This is a genomic window from Sandarakinorhabdus sp. DWP1-3-1, from assembly GCF_049896705.1.
Lineage (GTDB): Bacteria > Pseudomonadota > Alphaproteobacteria > Sphingomonadales > Sphingomonadaceae > Sandarakinorhabdus.
In genome coordinates this window covers 1,138,538-1,157,426 of sequence record NZ_JAFCUV010000001.1, presented here as the reverse complement: position 1 = coordinate 1,157,426, position 18,889 = coordinate 1,138,538, and the positions used below count along the sequence as shown (strand labels likewise).

Annotated in this window: 17 protein-coding genes; 7 read left to right on the top strand and 10 right to left on the bottom strand. The window is 65.9% G+C overall.

What is annotated here, in order from left to right; all coding sequences use genetic code 11:
- The first annotated feature begins 54 nt into the window (after positions 1-54).
- Positions 55-2,850 (top strand): SLBB domain-containing protein, encoded by a 2,796-nt coding sequence (locus ACP7AI_RS05530; RefSeq protein WP_426164952.1) that lies wholly within the window; start codon positions 55-57, stop codon positions 2,848-2,850.
- Positions 2,851-2,883: 33 nt separating this feature from the next.
- Here the strand turns inward: ACP7AI_RS05530 and ACP7AI_RS05525 are convergent, their stop codons facing one another.
- Positions 2,884-3,666 (bottom strand): methyltransferase domain-containing protein, encoded by a 783-nt coding sequence (locus tag ACP7AI_RS05525; protein ID WP_426164950.1) that lies wholly within the window; start codon positions 3,664-3,666, stop codon positions 2,884-2,886.
- Between the two features lie 36 nt (positions 3,667-3,702).
- A complete protein-coding gene (locus ACP7AI_RS05520; protein ID WP_426164948.1) occupies positions 3,703-4,617 on the bottom strand; it encodes a hypothetical protein in 915 nt (304 codons plus the stop codon).
- A gap of 73 nt (positions 4,618-4,690) precedes the next feature.
- Between ACP7AI_RS05520 and ACP7AI_RS05515 the strand changes: the two genes are divergently transcribed.
- The 6 genes from ACP7AI_RS05515 to ACP7AI_RS05490 are packed head-to-tail and all read left to right on the top strand — an operon-like array spanning position 4,691 to position 11,349.
- On the top strand, positions 4,691-5,734 hold the full coding sequence (locus tag ACP7AI_RS05515) for a UDP-glucuronic acid decarboxylase family protein (protein WP_426164946.1): 1,044 nt from the start codon (positions 4,691-4,693) through the stop codon (positions 5,732-5,734).
- Between the two features lie 9 nt (positions 5,735-5,743).
- The gene (locus ACP7AI_RS05510) at positions 5,744-6,727 is read left to right on the top strand and encodes a GDP-mannose 4,6-dehydratase (protein ID WP_426164944.1); all 984 of its coding nucleotides are present in this window, start codon (positions 5,744-5,746) and stop codon (positions 6,725-6,727) included.
- Positions 6,720-7,646, top strand: a complete 927-nt coding sequence (locus tag ACP7AI_RS05505) for a hypothetical protein (protein WP_426164942.1) — start codon at positions 6,720-6,722, stop codon at positions 7,644-7,646. Before ACP7AI_RS05510 ends, ACP7AI_RS05505 begins: the two co-directional genes overlap by 8 nt.
- Before the next feature lie 46 nt (positions 7,647-7,692).
- Positions 7,693-8,976, top strand: a complete 1,284-nt coding sequence (locus ACP7AI_RS05500; protein WP_426164940.1) for a hypothetical protein — start codon at positions 7,693-7,695, stop codon at positions 8,974-8,976.
- On the top strand, positions 8,973-10,304 hold the full coding sequence (locus tag ACP7AI_RS05495; RefSeq protein WP_426164938.1) for a hypothetical protein: 1,332 nt from the start codon (positions 8,973-8,975) through the stop codon (positions 10,302-10,304). Before ACP7AI_RS05500 ends, ACP7AI_RS05495 begins: the two co-directional genes overlap by 4 nt.
- A 16-nt stretch (positions 10,305-10,320) precedes the next feature.
- Positions 10,321-11,349 carry a glycosyltransferase family 4 protein gene (locus ACP7AI_RS05490; RefSeq protein WP_426164936.1) on the top strand — a complete coding sequence of 343 codons (1,029 nt, stop codon included), beginning with the start codon at positions 10,321-10,323 and terminating at the stop codon, positions 11,347-11,349.
- Here the strand turns inward: ACP7AI_RS05490 and ACP7AI_RS05485 are convergent.
- The 8 genes from ACP7AI_RS05485 to flgG form a co-directional block, all read right to left on the bottom strand.
- Positions 11,339-12,217, bottom strand: a complete 879-nt coding sequence (locus tag ACP7AI_RS05485; protein WP_426164934.1) for a flagellar motor protein MotB — start codon at positions 12,215-12,217, stop codon at positions 11,339-11,341. The two genes, ACP7AI_RS05490 and ACP7AI_RS05485, sit on opposite strands and share 11 nt — an antisense overlap.
- On the bottom strand, positions 12,214-13,080 hold the full coding sequence (motA, locus tag ACP7AI_RS05480) for a flagellar motor stator protein MotA (RefSeq protein ID WP_426164933.1): 867 nt from the start codon (positions 13,078-13,080) through the stop codon (positions 12,214-12,216). Before motA ends, ACP7AI_RS05485 begins: the two co-directional genes overlap by 4 nt.
- A 62-nt stretch (positions 13,081-13,142) precedes the next feature.
- Positions 13,143-14,063: a flagellin gene (locus tag ACP7AI_RS05475; RefSeq protein ID WP_426164931.1), complete on the bottom strand. Its 921-nt coding sequence runs from the start codon at positions 14,061-14,063 to the stop codon at positions 13,143-13,145.
- Complete coding sequence (locus tag ACP7AI_RS05470; protein WP_426164929.1) at positions 14,060-15,931, bottom strand: FlgK family flagellar hook-associated protein; 1,872 nt, start codon at positions 15,929-15,931, stop codon at positions 14,060-14,062. The genes ACP7AI_RS05475 and ACP7AI_RS05470 overlap by 4 nt, the downstream gene beginning before the upstream one ends.
- Positions 15,928-16,212: a hypothetical protein gene (locus ACP7AI_RS05465; protein WP_426164927.1), complete on the bottom strand. Its 285-nt coding sequence runs from the start codon at positions 16,210-16,212 to the stop codon at positions 15,928-15,930. The genes ACP7AI_RS05470 and ACP7AI_RS05465 overlap by 4 nt, the downstream gene beginning before the upstream one ends.
- Positions 16,212-17,336, bottom strand: a complete 1,125-nt coding sequence (locus tag ACP7AI_RS05460) for a flagellar basal body P-ring protein FlgI (protein ID WP_426164925.1) — start codon at positions 17,334-17,336, stop codon at positions 16,212-16,214. The genes ACP7AI_RS05465 and ACP7AI_RS05460 overlap by 1 nt, the downstream gene beginning before the upstream one ends.
- Positions 17,333-18,106, bottom strand: coding sequence for a flagellar basal body L-ring protein FlgH (locus tag ACP7AI_RS05455; RefSeq protein WP_426164923.1), 774 nt, complete (start codon positions 18,104-18,106; stop codon positions 17,333-17,335). Before ACP7AI_RS05455 ends, ACP7AI_RS05460 begins: the two co-directional genes overlap by 4 nt.
- Positions 18,099-18,884: a flagellar basal-body rod protein FlgG gene (gene flgG / locus ACP7AI_RS05450; RefSeq protein WP_426164921.1), complete on the bottom strand. Its 786-nt coding sequence runs from the start codon at positions 18,882-18,884 to the stop codon at positions 18,099-18,101. Before flgG ends, ACP7AI_RS05455 begins: the two co-directional genes overlap by 8 nt.
- Positions 18,885-18,889: the final 5 nt, after the last annotated feature.

The window sequence follows — 18,889 nt, the reverse complement described above, 5'->3', positions numbered from 1 at the left end:
TGTCGCGGTGCACCTTTACACGCCATCGCATTGCTTACAGGGTTCGGAATAATAATGCGCAATGCATTCGGGCGAGCCACCGGCGCGCTGGCAGTTGCCGCGTCGCTCGGCGCACTTGCGGCGCCAGGCTACGCACAGGCCATCGATCCGAAGCTGTTGCAACAGTTCCAGGGACAGCTGGGGACGCCGCCGAGCGCCGGCGATGCACTCGACCGTGCCCGCTCGCAGGGCGACGACCGCGCCGCCCCGACCTTGCCGACGGAGCGGGTCGGCCGTCTCGACACACGCGAGGAACAGGAGCTGCGCCGCGCCGAAGCACGCGACAGCCTGTCGAGGTTGTACCGCCCGTCGGCGATCGAACGTGAGTATCGCGAGCGGCTCGCCGATCCGACGCTGCGCCAGTTTGGTTACGACCTGTTCCAATCGGCGACCCAGGGCGGCGGCGGCCTGACCGGTGCGGTCAGCGACGATTATGTGATCGGCGTCGGCGACGATGTCATCGTGCAGTTCCAGGGGGCAACCAACGATTCGAAGACAGTGCGCGTCAATCGCGACGGCCGGCTCATCGTCGGGGCGCTGCCGCCGATCTCCGCCGCCGGCCGTTCGATCGCCGCGGTAACGCGGGATCTGCAGGCCGCCACCCGTCGCACGTTGCTGGGCACCGAAGTCTTCATCTCGCTTGGCTCGGTCCGCTCGGCGACCGTATTCGTTGGCGGCGAAGTCGATCGCCCCGGCCAGTATAACCTGACGTCGCTCAGCGATGTCTCGGCGGCGCTGGCCGCGGCCGGCGGCGTGCGGCGATCGGGTTCGCTGCGCAACGTTCGCATCGTCCGTGGCGGCGGCAGCATTAGCGTCGACCTGTATGGCCTGCTCGGCATCGGCGCGCCGCCGTCGGTGCGCCTGCGCGACGGCGACCGCGTGATCGTGCCGGTTATCGGCGACACAGTGGCCATCGGCGGCAGCGTGTCGCGGCCCGGCATCTACGAGATTCGCAGGGGTTCGTCGCTCGGAACGCTGCTTGCCTTTGCCGGCGGTGCGCTGCGCCCGCGCGGCAACCAGATCGCGATCAGCCGCATCACTGCCGATGGTAGCGAACAGTATATCCGTGCCGCGACCCTGGCGACGGCACTGGTGCCAGGCGATGCCATCCAATTGACCGGTGGCAGCGCCGGTGGCAGTACGGGCCGTGTCGTGCTGCGCGGCTTCGTCGCCAATCCCGGCGCGCGTGCGCTCGTTGCGGCGCCGACAGTACGCGACCTGCTCGGCGGCGTCACCGAGCTGAAGTCCGACACCTATCTGCCGTTTGCCGTGCTGATCCGGCGTGACCCGGTGACGGCGGCGCGCGTGTTCGAGCCGATCAACCTGCTGACGGCGCTGAATTCTCGCCCCGGCGTGGCGCTGCGCAGCGACGATCGCCTGTATGTCTTCTCGCGGCAGGATATCGACTTCATCAACCGCACGCCGGTGCGCCGCATCGTCCTTGGCCAGCGCAACACGCTGCCCGAATGCAACTCGCTGGAACGGCTGCAGACCCTGGTGCGCGACAGCCAGACAACGCGGTTCACGGTCGTCACGCGCGCAGCCTTGATCGTCGAGCGCGCCGGCCGGAGCGAGGTCGCAGCGACCGGCGGGTCTTTGGCGGAAATCAGCCGCGGTGGCGACGCGGCGCTTGCAGTCGGCGACGACCAAATCGGCTATCGCCGCAACCCCTTGTCGCGATCGGACAGCGAAGTTCGCGAGCCCGTCGAGGATCCGACGGCGACCGCCTTGTCGGCGCGGGCTGCCACGTCTGCCGACAGCCGCTGCCAGGCGGTGTTCGAAGAAGAGCCCGACCTGCTGCCGGTGCTCATTGAAAATGCCGTCTCGGTGGGGGGCGCGGTGCGGCGTCCCGGGGCCTATCCGATTGCCGGCCGAGCCAGCGCCGGCGAATTGGCGAGCGTTGCCGAGGGCCTGCTGACGTCGACATCGGCCCTGACGCTCGACGTCACCCGCGCCGAAGGCCAGGACCTGCGCCAGGAACGCTTCGCGACCGAAGGCTATCCGACCGCGATGACGGCGGTGACCCTGCGCGCCGGCGACGACATGCGGTTCAACGCCGCCCAGCCGCAGTTCGAGCCCGGCGCCGTGCTGCTGTCGGGCGAGTTCAACCGGCCGGGTCTTTATTCGATACGCAAGGGCGAAACGCTAGCCCAGCTGACGGCCCGCGCCGGCGGTCTGTCGCCGCTGGCCTATCCCTACGGCGCCATCTTCACCCGCCGCTCGGTCAAGGAACTGCAGCAGGAGGGGCTGCGCCGCACCAGCCGTGAGCTGACGACGGCGCTCCTGTCGGTGTCGGCGCGCAAGGAAGCGTCGGCTGATGCGCTCGTCGGCGGCCAGCAGCTTATCGCCCAGCTGGCAACGGTCGAGGCCCCTGGCCGCGTTGTCATCGAGGCCGATCCTCGCGTCCTCGCGGTGCGACCCGACCTCGACACCGTGCTCGAAAGCGGCGACGCCATCGTCATGCCCAAGCGGCCCAACTTCGTGCTGGCGCTGGGCGACGTTTCGAATCCGACGGCGCTGCAGTTCGTCGCCAACAAATCGGTCCAGGCCTATCTGCGCGAATCCGGCGGCACGTCGAAGAGCGCCGACAAGGGCCGCATCTTCCTTGTACTGCCCAACGGCACATCGGAGCCGATCACCGGCCGCGGCTGGGGCCGCGCGTCGAACACCATCGTACCGCCTGGCTCCACGATCATCGTGCCCAAGGATATCGACCCCCTGTACAAGCTTGATCTGATCAGGGACATCACCGGCATTTTCGGCACGTTGCTGACGTCGGTGGCGACGGTGGCGATCCTGGCGCGGAACTGAGGGCGGTCGCCAGGCTCGAAGTCGCGGTCGTTTTTAATGCTGCAGTGACTCCGGCACTTGGTAGCGCTGATCAAGCCACTCGCGATCCAGACGCCGGTCCTCGCCAATCCATGGGAACCGGCCCTTGGGCTTTGCGATAAAAAAGGCAAATTCGTTGCCTTGGCGCGGCGCCAGAACAAAGACGGCTCGGATTGGCAGCGCCAGCAACGTGAGCGCAACGCGCTTGCCGCGCGATCCGAACGACAACCTTTCGGTCGGAAGGCGCAAGCCGTAAAAAAAATCGATCGGGATCGGACCAGTAGGATCGTAGGACGCGACCACCTTCGTCACTTCTCGCTCGCTCCAGCGATAGACGTAGTTCGGCAGACTGGTGTTCCTCCAGCCTCCGAACGCATAGCCATGTGCTACGACGGCCTCCACTTCATGATCACTCGTCAACCCGAACAGCTTGCCGAAGCGCAGCAAAGCGCTGTCACGTGCCTCGAATGCGAGCACGGCGTGGCTGGCGACGCGGTACATCTCGGTCAACGCCCGGTGCGGAGACGCACAATGATGAAGTCCGGCATGCTCGATCACCTGTTGAAACTCATTGTCGGCATAGGTCAGGGCCTCGGCGTCCTGAAATGACCAGGCGTAAGGGGCGAACTGGTCTGCGATCATCCGCGTGTCGAGGTTGGAAATCGTGACATCCGTAAATCCGGCGGCCAGCAGGGCATCGCGGTCCGCAGAGCCGCCGGCGACGACCAGCGTCCGGGCCTTGGCATCCAGCTTGCCGGCGGCGATCAAGCTGCGAAGCGTATCGACGTAGAAATTCACTGATGGGCCCCACGACTAAAGGTTGCGGAAATGATCTCAAACCAGCCGCGAGCGCCGGTTGAACGCCAGTAACGTGCCGGCCATTGCCCCCAGCGCGGCCAGTACTGCCAGCGTCAGGAACGGGTTGGGCGTGACCGGATCGGGACTGGCAATCACCGCGCCGAGCGGCTCCGCCGAAAATGCCGATGACGCCATCGTCATCATCTTGACTCGCTCCTGTTCGCCCAGCGACTCTGCCAGTTCCGAACGATGCTCTGCGAGCACGACCGTCGGCAGTGTTCGCTTCAGATAGTCGATTGCTGCCTGTGCCCGCGCTAGCGCACGGTCGCGGACCAGCTTGTCCGCCTGTTTGTCCAGTGCGGACAACAGGGCGACGGCGAGTTTCGGGTCTTCGTTGGCAATGCTGATCGTCGCGATCGCATTGCGCTGGTCATCGGAAACGCTGACATTGTCCTGCAAGAACATCTGCAGTTGCGCAGCATCGGGCGGCGTCCACATCGGGATCGGCGCGCCGGCAAATCTTCTTACGGCATTCTTCAGCCAACGAGTCTTACTCGGCGGCTGACGCCAGACGCGGTTTCGCGCATCCCATGAGCGTTTGAAAATACCGCGCATCAAGGACCGGTCACGCGCCAGCACGGCTGCAACATCACGGCTCTTCAACAAGTTCAAGTAGAGTGTGAATGGCTTGGCCGCGTCGCCGCGACCGACCGAAACCCCGGCCACAGCTGCCAGGCTCGACAGGCTGCTAGACAGGCCGGGGCCGTCCGATCGCACGGGCGTGACCCGGTAGCTAGCAGCATATTCATAGGTTGCGAAGTTGAGATAAAGCAGTGCCACCACAAGGCCCACAGCGAAGCCTGCGACCGGAAACAGCCAGTTCCTACGTAATCGCAAGGCCAGGGAGGGCCGGGCGACCGGCTCGACTTCAATGACTTCGACGATATTCATCCATCTTCCCTGCGTGCATGCCGTCACATGGGCATGGCGGCCGGGCAGGGCCGCGCGACGCCGTGCGGTTGTGTTGACGCCGCAGCCGTCTGAGGGCAAGACCCAACCCGCATTTCAATGTGGTTTCATCGGATATTTTCTCATGGCGCAGCAAGGCCAGGTTTCGGCCAAACGCATTCTGGTGACGGGCGGAGCGGGATTTCTCGGGTCGCACCTCTGCGATCGTCTGGTCGAAGCCGGCGACGATGTTCTGTGCGTCGACAATTTCTTTACCGGCCGCAAACGCAACATCGAGCATCTGCTGGGGCACAAGCGTTTTGAACTGCTGCGCCACGACGTGACCATGCCATTGTACGTCGAAGTTGATGAGATCTATAATCTCGCCTGTCCGGCATCGCCGGTGCACTATCAGGTCAATCCGGTCCAGACGACCAAGACAAGCGTGCACGGTGCGATCAACATGCTGGGTCTCGCCAAGCGCGTGAATGCGCGCATTTTCCAGGCTTCGACGAGTGAGGTCTATGGCGACCCGGAGGTTCACCCCCAGACAGAGGCTTACTGGGGCAGGGTTAATCCCATTGGGCCGCGAGCGTGTTACGATGAAGGCAAGCGCTGTGCGGAGACGCTGTTCTTTGATTATCGACGCCAGCACGACCTTAGCATCAAGGTGGTGCGCATCTTCAATACTTACGGCCCCCGAATGGACCCTAATGATGGGCGCGTCGTCAGCAACTTCATTGTGCAGGCCCTGAAAGGCGAGCCGATAACGATCTTTGGCGATGGCAGCCAGACGCGCAGTTTCTGCTATGTCGACGACATGATCGACGGCTTCATCCGCCTGATGAACACCCCGCACGACGTTACCGGGCCTATGAACATCGGCAACCCGGGAGAATTCACCATGATCGAGCTCGCTGAACAGGTGCTGGCGTTGACGGGTTCCAAGTCGCCGCTGGTGCGCCGGCCATTGCCGACCGACGATCCGCGCCAGCGTCAGCCGGATATTACGCAAGCTAGTGCAGTGCTGGACTGGCGTCCCAAGGTGCAACTGGCCGAAGGCCTTGGCCGTACCATCGCGTATTTCGACCGCCTGCTGACCGAAGCCAGCGCAGCCTGAACCCGGCCGATGCCGCGTGCACTTATTGTCGGCGTCTCCGGTCAGGATGGCGCTTATCTTTCACAGTTGCTGCTCGACAAGGGCTACGAGGTCTGGGGTACGTCGCGCGACGCCGAGGGACGCAGATTTGCCAACTTGCAGGTGCTCGATGTCGCCAAGGCTGTCGTCAAGCGCTCCATGAATCCGCTCGATCTCGGCTCGGTTATCGAGCTATTCGGCGATTGCCGCCCCGATGAAATCTATAACCTCGGCGGCCAGAGCTCCGTTGGCCTGAGCTTTGCCCAGCCCGCCGAAACGCTGTCAAGCATCGTTTTGGGCACTCAGAACTTGTTGGAGGCCATCCGGCTGACACGGCCCAGCGCGCGCTTCTATTCTGCGGGATCGTCGGAAAGCTTTGGCGACACCGGTGGCTTCCCGGCTGACGAAACAACGCCGTTTCGACCGCGATCGCCCTACGGGGTCGCTAAAGCCAGTGCGTTTTGGCAGGTGGCCGCCTGGCGTCAGGCTTATGGCCTATTCTCTGCGACAGGTATCTTGTTCAATCATGAAAGCCCGTTGCGGCCGGCGCGCTTCGTCACGTCCAAGATCGTTCACGCGGCTGCGCGGATTGCGGCTGGCAGCGCAGAGCGGCTGGTGCTGGGCCAAACGGATATTGTGCGTGACTGGGGCTATGCTCCCGAATATGTCGAGGCAATGTGGGCTATGCTGCAGCAGCAAGAGCCCGAGGATTTCGTTATCGCAACGGGTTATCCGATGAGTCTCGACGATTTTGTTGCTACAGCTTTCGCTAGGTTCGGGCTCGACCATCGCGATCACATTGACAGCGATCCGGCATTCTTTCGCCCCAATGAACTTGGCTACAGCTGCGGCATGGCTGTGCTGGCTGAGGAGCGGCTGGGCTGGCGGGCCCGCACCCGCGGTCCAGAACTGATCACGTTGCTGGCAGATGCTGCCTCCAGCAAGTTGCGTACCGGGGAGTCGCGTGTTGGCTGATCGTGATCCGTTTATAACGCGCGTGAAGTATCGCTTGGGTCCCTTGCTTGATATCCCGCAGGTTAATGCGCTCAGGGGCGTGCCTATGCCGGATATCATGGCCGAGGACGCACAGAAGGCGATCTCCCGCATGATCGTCGAGGGCGGTCGCATGGTCGCGCGCGTGGGAGAAACGGAAGGTCGGGCTGCTGCCTGGTATCTGAACCAACGGCTAGGCCGCGCCGATAGCGCGCATTACCAGCCGTTAAATCGTGAACGATTGAAGCTGCTCGCCGGCTATTTCCCGACAACGGACGAAAGCATCGACGAACTGTCGGCGCTCTATGTGAAGTGTATTGCCGGCATCGACCTCTATGCCGCCTGGACCGCTCACGATCGGCTGCTCTGTCCACCTGCGGCCGCGAAGTGTCGCCTTATCGATCTTAACCCGTTTTTCAGCACGAACCGCTGGACACTGGCCTGGGCCGGAAAGCGGGTGACCATCGTCAGTCCGTTCAAAACGACGATCGCCCAGCAGTGGGAGCGGCGAAACGAGCTTTTCGCCACGCCGCTGCTCGGCGAATGTGATCTCAAAATCGTTCAGGCGCCCCAGACTCAATGCGAGGCGGACACATCGGGGCAGAGCTGGTTTGACAATCTCGACCGTCTTGACCGCATGGTAGCGGATACCGACCCGGAGGTCGTTGTGATCGGGGCTGGCGCTTATGGTCTGCCGATCGGCTTCCGTGCCAAAGCGCGTGGTGCCACCGCCATTGTCCTGGGTGGCGTGACGCAGTTGCTGTTCGGCATAATGGGCAACCGCTGGGAAACCAATAGCGCCTTTCGATCCTTGATAACGCCGGCTTGGACGCGTCCCGGTCCTGAAGAGCGTCCGCCTGGATACCAGAACTTTGAAATTTCGGGCGGGGCTTATTGGTGACAACCGCTAGTGCGCCGGCATATGGTCGCGGCCGGCGGATTGGCCATTGCTGCGCCTGCGGACGACCCGCAACACCGTGAGGGCCCTGGGAATTCCGACGTTGACGTCGGGCCTGGCAGCCGGATTGTCGGTCCTGTTCTTCATCGGGCTGTCGGCAGCGTTCGGTGACCGCATGCTGGGCGAGATCATCCTCGTGCAGGCTATTGTCCAGATCGTCGTTGTTACCTGCGTACCACAGTGCTTTGTCTATCTGTTAGGCAGCCGGGATGACACCGATACCGCGCAGCGATATTCCCAAGGCGCAGTCGCCGAGCTTGGTGGCGTGGCGCTGGCCCTTCTGGTTCTGGGCGTCGGCCTGAATCTACCCATCCCAGGACTGAGCACAGTGCAGGCGGGCGCGGTACCGATGTTCGTCAGCCTGGCGGTGCAGGCGCTCGGGTCGTGTCAGGCGCGGCTGCGTACCTTGGAGCGTTGGCCGCGATACATGCTGTGGGTGCTGCTGCCGAACATGGTCAGGGTGCCACTAATCTGGGCTACGCCGCTGGCGCAATCGGTCGGGTATCTTCCCGATTTTGCCGGCGACAGAGCAGCGATCATCGTTACATACTTCGTCATCCCCGATATTCTGCGCCTCGCTCTAATCTATATCCCAAATCTCGTGTCACATTTTGTCAGGCCGCAAGATGAATGTTTTCTAGGTGGGCTGCGGCAGATACTGCGCAACTGGTGGTTCGATATCGGGTCTGCGCTGACCGAGATCGCCGATAAGATCGTGGTCGGCGCCATGCTCGGTCCTGAACTCCTTGTCGTCTATTTCTTCGCTCGTCGCATCGGCATCGTGGCGATAATGGTTATCGAGCCGCTTTACGCCGAAAGCTTCCGTCGCATGCAGAAGATCGACAGCAGCCTACGCACCGCGGCGAGCGAACTGCGCATTTTCGGCAACGGCCTGGCGATGGCTATTTCGCTGTTTATCGTGATGGCGACCCTTTTCAGCGGTGCATTGCTCGTCCCCGCCGTTGCGGTGACTATACCAGAACCGATCATCGTGCATCGGCTCCTGTTCTTCATGGTCCTGTTTTTCGATTGCGTCGTATCGGCGAACCGTTGGAGCCGTTATGCTGCCCAGTTGCGGGGCAAATCTGCAACATTGTTCGCGATCCGGATCATGCTGTTTTCGGTGTTTACCCTCGGAGTTTGGATGTTTGGCAGCAACGGCGGTGGCATTGGTATCGCGGTCGCTTTCGGGATCGCTTGGGCGCTCGAGGCGCTGGTATTGCTGCGCTGGCTGTCACGTCCCGTCGACACACCAGAGGGACAGGTTCTGTGATCGCATATCTTGCGATTGTCATGGCCGGGCTTGCCGCCATCCTTGCCTGGCCACAGATAGAGAAATCTGTCGCAACGCGGACCATATTCGTCGCCGTCAATGCCGCCTTTGCTTACTGGTACTGGATACCATCGATCAACATCCTCGCCGGCGGCTATCTTGGCGAAGATCCCGTGCTGCCCAATCCACTGGTGGCGCGGGAAGCTGTATGGATTGTCCTCATTTATCATCTGGCGGCGCTTGTAACCCTCTCGCTTCTTCCAAGCGTTGTCGATGCATCGGCGGTCAGAGACCCGCGGCGTGGCGAGCCGGTCATGCCGTCGGGCGTTATTTCTATAGGGCTCTTCGCGGCAGCTATCGGCCTTTTCGCGTGGTACTTCGCCGATAAGGGGTGGTACATCCTGATCCAGGTGGCGACGGGCGGAGTGTCGGCACGCGAAGTCATGGATTTCGACAATTTTTCGTCGTCAGCCACCGATTCGCTGCGCGCACTTCTTGAAATCGCGGTGATCTACACTGGCCTTTTTGTTGTCGGCTATGCCACGCTCAAGCGGCAACTTGTGTCGATGCCGACGGGCTTTGCCTTTGCATCAATTATCCTGGTATTCCTTGGCACAGGGACACGAGCCACGATCCTGATGGTGCTGGTCGTCGTGCTCGTGGCCATTGCAAGTGGCGAGCGCGTCCGGCAAAGCACGGTGTCCAGCGGTCGTCTCGTCATTGGCGTGGTTGCCGCCATTATGTTCATAGTGCCGATCGCGATGACTATCGGTGCTCGCTATTCCGTATCCACAGGGCAAACCAATCCGGTGCTTGCCCTGTTGGTTGTCAACAATGACATGTTTCGCGAGCTCGTCTTTGTGATGGAGCAGATGCAGAGCTACCCGGGTGGTGACATTCGGAACTTCGTCGCCGTCCCGTTTACGTACGTGACGCCGCGATTTTTTGGTTTCGAGCGACATATCCCCGACCATTTGCTGATCTACAACATGGCGAGAAACGATATCGACCTGATCCTGGGCGCCGGTAACGTGTTCCCGGGTCTCGTTTCGGATTTTCGCCTGGTTTTTGGCATTTTTGGGCCGGTTGCCTTTTCGGCCTTCATCGGCGCTTTCGCCGTCGCGGTCGGAATGCTTGGACGATTGTTCATGCGGGGGCCGATGCTAACGGCCGCCCAGGTTGCCTTGGCCGCTTTTCTATTCTTCAGCTTTCGAAATATCCACCCTGGACTTGTTCTGGTGCTGATCTTTTCCGCTGCCGGGCTCCGCCTGCTGATTGTCATGGATCGCTTTACACGCGCGGACAGTGCCCATGCACGTCGGACTTGATTCTATCATATTCGGGTTGCAGCGCTTCGGCGGGATCTCGACCTATTGGATCGAGCTCGCGCGGTTGCTGGCGGCACGGCCGGGCGTCGACGCGTCGTTGTTGATGCCGGCGCGCATCATCAGCGGCCGTGCCGACGAGATCGCCGCCATCCCGCTGCCTCGCGCGACGGAATCATTGCCACCAAAGGTTGCGCGCTACTTGCCGGCGCCGCTGATGGCGGGCTGCGACATCCAGCATTCCAGCTATTATCGCCAGCCCCTGCGCTCGCCGTTTCAGAAGCGGCCGGCATCGGTGGTGACGGTCTATGACTTCATCTACGAACGCTATCGCAGCGGCGCCGCCCGTCTGGCCCACACGGTGCAAAAACGTGGCGCGGTGGCCGCGGCCGACGCTGTCATCTGCATTTCCGAAAGCACCCGCAACGACCTGATCGCGCGCTGGCCGCACGTTGACCCAGCCAAGGTCGTCACGGTGCCGCTGGCGGTCGATCACGCCGCCTGGTTCGCCGCCGAGGTGCCGCCGCCGGCCACCAGCCAGGTGCTGTTTGTCGGCCAGCGCGGTGGCTACAAGCGCTTCGACCTTGCCGTTGCCGCGGTGGCGGCGCTGCCGGAACTGTCGCTCGGCATTGTCGGCCCGGCGCTGGCACCCGACGAACTGGCGCTGCTCGAGGCGCGGCTCCCCGGCCGCTATCGGAGCTTTGCCGGCATTTCCAACGATGAATTGCGCCGGCTATATGGCCAGGCCCATGCGCTGCTGTTCCCGTCCGATTACGAAGGCTTCGGGCTGCCGCTGCTGGAGGCGATGGCATGCGGCTGCCCAGTGGTCGCGGCGCACCAGTCGTGCCTGCCCGAAGTCGGCGGTGATGCAGTGATCTGGGCGCGGGAGCAGCGCGCCGACGACTATGCCGCTGCGCTGGCCTGGCTGTCTGACAGTGACGCACGCCGCAACGCCATCACGGCCGGCCATGCCCGCGCTGCCGCCTTTACGTGGGACAGCACCGTCGACCAGACCGTCGCCGTCTATCGGCAACTCATCAGTCGTTGAACATCATCGTCACGCTGATCCGGCGGTTTCGCGGGTCGGTGGGGTCGGCGGGGTTGAACGGATCGGTGTCGGCGACGCCTTCGATGCGGCGAAAGCGGCCATCGTCGATGCCGCTGCCGGCGAGTGCGCGGCGGGTGGCGTCGGCGCGCAGGGTCGAAAGCGTCCAGTTGTTGGCGCCGGTCGCCTCCCGAAATCCGATTGCGTCGGTATGCCCGCGGACCGTCAGCCGGTTGGGGGCCTCGACGAGCGCGTTGGCGACGGTGCGAACCAGCGCCAGTGCCGCGGGCGTGAAGACGCTGGTGCCGATGGCGAACATCGAGAAATCGGCGCGCTCGACGATATCGATGCGCAGGCCGTCGCGGACCCGCACCAGGCGAATCTGGCCTTTCAGCCCCTTCAATGTCGGATCGCCGGCGAGCCGCGAGGCGATGATGCGTTCGACCATCCGAAAGCGCGCCTCGTCGGCGGCGCGGCGGTTGCCCGGATGGTTCTTTTTCTCCTGCGAGGCTATGTCCTGCGCCAGCGGGCCACCGCCGCCGCCGCCGGTTACCGCCAACGCGCGCGGGCCGGTGAGGGTCGGGTGCGGCGCCTGGCCCTCATCGGCCTGCAGCGAGCGCCCGCCCATGACGCCGTTGGAACCGCCGCTGTTCTTCATCTGGATGATCGTCGGGGTGAAATAGTCGGCAATGCCCTTGCGCTGGTCCTCGTTGGTGGCGCCGATGATCCAGAGCAGCATGAAGAACGCCATCATCGCCGTGACGAAATCGGCATAGGCGATCTTCCAGGCGCCGCCGTGGTGTGCGGCATGATGCTTGCCCTTGCGGTTGCGATAGACAATCTCGGGCTCGATATTGAGGTCCGGCTTCACTTGGCAGCCCTGAGCCCGTCGAAGACTTCGCTGAACGTCGGCTGGTTGTCGGGGCCGATCGCCGTCCGCGCCGCCTCGATGACCAGCGGTTGCGGCTGGCCGCGCAGGCTGGCGATGATGACGCGGCGGACGACGAGATAGATCTCGCTGTCGGCATCGATCACCGCCTTCAGCCGGGCCGCCGCCGGGCCGACGATGCCATAGGACAGCAAGACGCCAAGGAAGGTGCCGACCAGCGCCGATCCGATCATGCCGCCGAGGATCGCCGGCGGCTTGTCGATCGACGCCATCGTCTTGATGACGCCGAGCACGGCGGCGACGATGCCGAGCGCCGGCAGGGCATCGGACATGGTGGTCAGCCGCTCGACCGGGCGCATCGCGGCGGTGTGATGGGTGTCGATGGCGGTGTCGATGACATCCTCGACAGCCTGGGCGGGCAGGTTGCCGGTCGACACGACCAGCAACCGGATCGAATCGGTGAGCAGATGAAGAAACACCGGGTCGTTCAGGAACTGCGGATATTCGGCGAAGATGCTCGACGATTTCGGATCCTCGATGTGCGGCTCGACGGCGACGGCGCCATCGTTGCGGAACATCTTCATCAGCCGGGCGGTCAGGAAGATCGCCGCGCTGTAGTCGGCCTTTTTATATCGCGGCCCTTTGACGATGGCGGCAAAGCCGCCGCCCATCGCCTTGATGCCCTTGATGTCGGTGGCGACCAGCGTGGCGCCGGCGGCGGCGCCGCCGATGATCAGCATCTCGTGGGGCAGGGCGTGGAGCACCACGCCGAGGTTGCCGCCGGTCAACGCAAAGCCACCGAAGACCATGACGATCAGCACGATGAGGCCGAGTACGGAGATCAATGGTCCTGCTCCCCGGCAGTGCTGTTGTCACCCCGGGAGTTACGGCGCGACGGCCGACGGACTTAGCGCAGCAGGTCCCACAGGCTGAGATTGCTGGTCTTTACGAATACGCCCTGGCTGGCCTCCAGCACGGTGATGAGCCGCTGCATGCGGGCGATGGCCTCGCTCATGTCGAGATCTTCCAGCTTCGACAGGTCGGCCCTGGTGGCAAGGCTGGTGCGCGCCAGCCGCTCGGTTTCGGCGTCGAGGCGGGCGAGGAGGGCGCCGGCGGTGGCGCGGGCATCGGCGAGGCGATCGACATGGCCACTGAGCTGGTCGAGCGTGGCGGCCAGCGCCGGCTCGCGCAGCATGGTATCAGGCTCTACAAGGGCGGCGGCGAGGCCGGCAAAGGTGGCGAACAGGTCGGCGGCCCCGGTGGCGGCGTCGGAGCGCCCGAAGGCCTGCGGGCCTTCGATGCCGGTGGCGACGCGTGCGCCGCCGATGACGAGCGTCGGGGCGGTCCCGGCACCGGCCCAGGTCATCACGCCATTGGCATCGGGAGTATAGGCCGGTCCATCGGCGGCGGCACCGCCGAACAGCCGCTCGCCATCGCTGCCGCGGCTGTCGGCGAGGCCGGCAAAGGCCTTGCCCAGCTCGGCGACCTCGGTGGCAAGGGTGGCGCGGTCGGTGGGCGCCAGCGTGGCGTTGCTGCCCATCAGGGCGAGCTCCCGGGCGCGCTGGACGAGATTGGTGGTCCCCTCCAGCGCGACGTCGGTCGCGGTCAGGCGACGCGTGGCCGCATCGATGCCGCGGCCGGTCGCGCCGGCGGCGACGTCGGCGCGGCGCAGCGTGGCGGCGCGGGTGAACGCGACCGGATCGTCGGCGGGCAGGGTGACGCGCTTCGTCGTCGCGATCTGTGCCTGCAGGGTGTCGACGCGCGCGGACAGGTCGGTCATGCGCTGAACGGCGGCGGCATGGTTGGCGCGGGTGTTGACCTGGGTCACCGGCTGATGCCGATCAGCGTGTCGAACAGGTCGCGGGCGGCGGCGATAACCTGGGCATTGGCGCGGTAGGCGGTCTGCAACCGGGTCAGCTCGGCGGCCTCGCGATCGAGATCGACGCCCGAGACGGCATCGGCGGCGAGCGCGGCATCCGACGCCACCGCCATGGCGGTGGCGCGCAACCGGTCTGTCTCGGCCAGGCTGGAGCCGATGCGGGCGATGCCGGCGTCGAGGCTGGCCTCGATGGTGCCGCCGGGGCCGATGGCTGCGCGGACATCGGCGAATTTCAGCGCATTGCCGTTGTCGCTGCTGCCGGCGCCGGTGGTGAGGATGCGGAAACTGTCGCCGGCGACGGGCGTCCCGGTCAGCGTGATGCCGAAACCGGCGCCGATAATGCGGCTGCCGTCGATGGGCGCGCTGAGCAGCAGCGTGCCGGTGGCGATGTCGGTGATGTCGGCGGTGCCGCCCGCGGTGATGGTGACGCGGTACGGCGGCTGCGGCACGAAGGCCGCGGCGGCGGGATCGGTGTCGAGGACAACGGCACCATCGCCGCGGTTGCCGCTGTCGGCATCGGCGATGAAGCGGTCGGCGACGGCCAGGCGCTCAGGACCGATGGGCCGCAGCGACATCCCGATGGCGCCGCCGGCGGGATCGAGGAACCAACCATCGCCGTCACGCGCGCCGGCACCGGGGCGCACGGTGACGCCGTCGAGGGTGATGGTGCCCGGGCCGGTGACGGTGGCGCTGCCGTCGGCACGGCTCAGCGTCCAGCCGGCGGAGTCTTTCAGCAGGCGATAGCCGCCCGGGGCGAGGGCCGCGCCGTCGGCGATCGTCACGTCGATGCCCGCCGAACCGCCGTTAGCCTTGCCCGGCCGTACGCTCAGCCCGTCGGTATTGAACAGCGGCTGGCCCGGATCGCCGAGCGCGTCGGTGCCGGCGACGGCCTGGGCATTGACCCCGGTGGCAAAACGCGTCGCCAGCACGTCGACCTCGGCGCGGGCCGCCGTGACCTGGCGGGCGGCGTCGATCAGCCCCGCCAGGCTGCCGCTGGCGGGCAGGCGGATGACTTCGGCGCGGTGGGTGGGGTCGAGCACCAGTTCGGCGCCGCTGGCGCCGTCGCGGACGGCGATACGCAGGGCGGCACCCTTGTCAGGCACCAGCACCGGCGCGCCGCCGCCGGCGCCCAGCCGCACTGTGGCGGTGCCGCGATCGCTGATCGTCACGTCGATGCGGATGCGGTCGGCAAGGTCGGCGAGGAGCGTGTCGCGGCGGTCGAGCAGGCCGTTGGCGGCATTGCCGCCGGCCTGGGTGCGGCGCAGCTCGTCGTTCACGCCGGCAAGGGCGGCCACGATGGCGTTGACCTCGCCTGCTCCGGTGTCGGTGGCGGCCTGGATGTCGTCGGCGAGCGCCGCAAGGCTGGCGCCGAGGCTGGAAAAGCTGCCCGCCGCCTGGCCGGCGCGATCGAGGAAGATCACCCGCGCGGCGGTCGAGGTGGGTGCCGCGGCAAGGTCGGTGGCGGCGTCGAACAGGCCGCCGATGCGCGCATCGAGGTCGCTGTCGGCGACGATGCCCTGCAGCCGCGTCTGCCAGTCGGCGCTGGCGACGAAGCGCGCAGCGGCGCCCGCAGCGTTGCGGGCCGCCGTCAGCTTCAGCGCATCGGTGGCGCGGCCGATATCGCCCGACAGCACGCCGGCACCGCCGCTGCGATCGCGGCTCAAGGGTGTGCCGGCACCGCTCGGTCCCGTCGACAGCGTGACTGTGCGGCGCACGTAACCGGGGGTGTCGGCATTGGCGACATTGTCGCCGGTGATCGCCAACGCCGCCTGATAGGCGCGCACGCCCGACGCGCCGATGCCGAGCAGGTCGGTCATTTGCGGGCTTCGGCGAGCAGCCGCGCGACGCCGATCGGCGCTGCGCGGGCAATGGCCTCGGCGCGCTGGTGGTCGACCATGTCGCGGATGGAGTCGCCGGTGTCGCCAAGGCCGTCGTCGCCGAGCTTTGCCGCGCGGGCGGAGCGCAGCAGCGTCTCGGCGATGAGCGTTTCGAACTTGAGCGCGACTTCGGCATCGCTGGTGCGGGCGTGGCCTGACAACGGCGCGTCGAGGCGCCGTGGCGGTGCGAGGGCGAAAGCGCGGGGCGGTGCTAGGTCCATCAGATCACCACCAGTTCGGCGCGCAGCGCGCCGGCGGCCTTCAGCGCCTCCAGAATCGCGACTAGGTCGCCCGGCGCGGCGCCGAGCGCGTTCACCGCGTCGACGATGTCGCCCAGTTTGGCGCCCGGGCGGAACAGCGACATGCGTGCGGGGGCCTCGCCGGCCTCCACCCGCGACTGCTGGGTGACGACGGTGCTGCCGCCGCTGAGCGCGCCGGGCTGGCTCGCTTGGCTGTTCTCGGTGACCCGGACGGTCAGATTGCCGTGGGCGATGGCGGCAGCGAGGATACGGACCTCGCCGCCGATGACGACCGTGCCGGTGCGGGCGTTGACGATCACCCGTGCCGGTGGCGGGGCAAGCGCTAATTCCAGGCTCTCGATGCGGGCGGCGAGGGCGATGCGGGCGGCGGTGTCGGCGGGGGCGCTGATGCTGATGGTGGCGGCGTCGACGGCGCGCGCCGGGGTGCCGCTGGCGCAGATGGCGTCGGCGATGGCCCGTGCCGCGCTGAAATCCTGGTTGTCGAGGTCGAGCGTCAGCTCGGCGCTGCCGGCAAAGGGCGACGGCACGGCGCGTTCGACGCTGGCGCCGCCGGGCACGCGGCCCGACGACGGCGTGCCGACGACGATCTTGGAACCGTCGCGCCCCTCCGCGCCAAAGCCGCCGACGGCAAGATTGCCCTGCGCCAGCGCATAGACCTCGCCGTCGGCGCCCTGCATCGGCGCCATCAGCAACGTGCCGCCGCGCAGCGACTTGGCCTTGCCGAGCGCCGACACGGTGACGTCGAGGCGCTGGCCGGGCTTGGCAAAGGGCGGCAGCTCGGCAGTGATGATGACCGCGGCGGCGTTCTTGAGCCCTGGGTTGACGCCCGGCGGCAGCATCACGCCCAGCCGCGCGGCGGCGGATTTCAGCGACTGGACGGTGTATTCGAGGTTGTCGTCGCCGGTGCCCGACAGGCCGACGACGATGCCATAGCCGCTGAGCGCGTTGGCGCGCACGCCGGCGAAGTGGGCGATATCCTTGATGCGTTCGGCCTGGGCGGGGGCGGCGAGGAGGAGGGCGATGATGCCGAGCAGGAGGATGGCGAGTCGCCTCCCCCTTGAGAGGGAGGATGTGGTGGCGCTCACAGCGGCGACACCTTGGCAAAGAAGCGCGCCAGCCAGCCCTGGCGGCTCTGGTCCGCAATTTGCCCGGTGCCGGAATAGCGGATGCGGGCGTCGGCGACGCGCGTCGACGCCACGCTGTTGTCGGGGCCGAGGTCGTCCATGCGGACCAACCCCGTCAGTTGCACCTGTTCCTCGCCGCGGTTGAGGGTCAGGCGTTTCTCCCCGGCGATGGCGAGGACGCCGCCGGGGAGGACGCGCGCCACGGTGACGGTGATGTCGCCGGTCAGCTGGTTGTCCTGCGCCGCGGTGCCGCTGCCCTTGAAGCTTTGCGTCGAGCCGCCGGAGGTGAGGCCGGCGGGCACATAGGAAAAGGGCGGGGCGTCGGGCAGGGTCAGCCGCGTGTTGCCGTCGCGGCTGCTGTCGGCGGTAGCCGACTTGCGTGCCTGGGTGCGTTCGACGAGGCGGATGGTGAGCAGGTCGCCGACGCGGCGGGCGCGGCGGTCGCTGGCGAGGCTTGCGAAGGTGGCGGCATTGTAGAGGCTGCCGGTCGAAATCGAGGGCGCCGCGGGGGGCAAGGGCAGCGTCGCGGCCACGCCGGGGGCTCGGCCGAAACCTTCGTCGGCGCAGCCGGTCAGCGCCAGCATGACGAGACCGATGGCGACGAGCAGGGCAGGGCCCTGGAAATCGAACGGCCGGCGCGGGCGCTGCAGTGCGCTTCGGCGCAGGTTGCGCACGTCGAACGGGTCGCTGCGGCTGCGGCGGCGACGTTTGGGGGCCACGACCTCAGACATTCTGGGTCACATATTGCGCCATCTCGTCGGCGGCGTTGATGACCTTGGCATTGACCTCATAGGCGCGCTGGGTCTCGATCATGTCGACCAGTTCCTGCACCGTCGACACGTTGGAACCTTCGAGCGCGCCCTGGCGGATGCTGCCGGCACCATCGACCCCGGCGATGCCGGTCTGCGGCGCACCGCTGGCGGCGGTTTCGGCGTAGAGATTGTCGCCCCTGGGTTCGAGGCCGGCGGGGTTGAGGAAGCGCGTCACCTGCAGCTGGCCGGCCTCCACCGGCACTGCCTGGCCCTGGATGGTGGCGGAAACAATGCCGTCGGGGGCGATGGTGATGGCCTGCGCGCCTTCGGGAATGGTGACGCCCTGGGCCAGCCGCAGCCCGGCGGAGGTGACCATTTCGCCCGTCGCCGACAGCTTGAACGAGCCGTCGCGGGTATAGGCGATGCTGCCGTCGGCCTGGGTGACGGCGAAGAAACCGGCGCCTTCGATGGCGACATCGAGGGCATTTTCGGTCTGCACCAGCGTGCCCTGGGTGTGGATCCGCTCGGTGCCGTTGACGCGGACGCCGGTGCCGGTGCCGAGGCCGGTGGCGTACTGGCTGTCGGCGCCCGATGGCGCGCCGGCCTGCCGTGGATCCTGGTACATCAGCGTGACGAAGGCGGCGCGATCGCGCTTGAATCCGGTCGTGTTGACGTTGGCCAGGTTGTTCGAAATCGTTCGCATGCGCTGGTCGAGCGCATCAAGGCCGGAGCGGGCGATCTGCAGGGCGGATGTCATCGGGG